The following is a 1065-nucleotide window of genomic DNA, read 5'->3' on the forward strand; positions in this document are numbered from 1 at the left end:
CGTCAGTGCGGTGTCGACGCGAGCGCCCTGGTGCGGGCGTCATGATCGTCGGCGCTCGCCGGCCGAGCACTACCACCATGCGCGCGGCTCGGCACGAAAACTGGGGATCGCCACTGGAGATCGCCGACGTCGAACGGCCGGAGCCCGCCGCGGGCGAAGTCCGCATCGCGGTCCGGGCGACCAGCGTGAACCCGATCGACATGCACACCGGCAACAATTCCGGCTACGAACAGTCCATGCGGCTGCCCTGCATCCCCGGGTGGGACGTCGCCGGTGTGGTGGATGCGGTGGGCTACGGAGTAACTCGCTACGCCGTGGGCGACCGCCTCTACGGCCTGGCCTGGTTCCCCTATCCTGCCGGCACCTATGCCGAATACATGACCGTGCCCGCGTATCACCTTGCGCCGATGCCGAAGTCGGCTTCCTTCACCGAGGCGGGGTGCTTGCCGATGGCCGCGCTGACGGCCTGGCAGATGCTCGACGCTGCCGGGGTACGTGCCGGTCAGCACGTTCTGATCAGTGGGGCCTCCGGCGGCGTCGGTCACCTCGCGGTGCAGTTGGCGGTCGCACGGGGAGCCACGGTCACCGCCCTGGTGCGTCCCGATCACCATGCCGCACTGCGCGAATTGGGCGCGCACACCTGCGTGGACTACACCCACGCCGACGCTGTCACGGCGATCGGGAAGGTCGACGCCGCGATCGACCTGGTCGGATTCGATTTCGGCGCTTCACTGTTCGACCGCGTCACGCCCGGCGGCACGATCGCCTTGTCGACCGCATGGTCGGTCACCGGATATCAGGCCGCCGCGGCGCAGCGAGGTATCCGCGCGGCCTCGTGCCTGGTGGAACCCGACCCCACGGCCCTCGCGGCCATCACCGAACTGGTCGACTCGGGCGCGGTGCGCGTCGTCGTCGGCGCCGAGTTCGATCTCACCGAGGCCGCCGATGCCCAGCAGTGGGTCAAGGACCGGCGCGGCTTCGGCAAGGCCGCGATCGTAGTGAACGCACCGGAACGAACGTGACCGAAAAACCCAAGCAGCTGCGCGGTATCGCGGTGCGCGACAA

Annotated in this window: 1 protein-coding gene; it reads left to right on the forward strand. The window is 69.1% G+C overall.

Translation table 11 applies throughout. From position 1 onward, the window contains the following. Positions 1-1022 (forward strand): NADP-dependent oxidoreductase (locus tag ACIRRA_RS46100; RefSeq protein WP_402782536.1); only part of this gene is annotated, 1022 nt, incomplete at its 5' end. Between the last annotated feature and the right edge of the window lie 43 nt (positions 1023-1065).

It is taken from the genome of Nocardia sp. NPDC101769, assembly GCF_044766925.1.
Taxonomy (GTDB): domain Bacteria; phylum Actinomycetota; class Actinomycetes; order Mycobacteriales; family Mycobacteriaceae; genus Nocardia.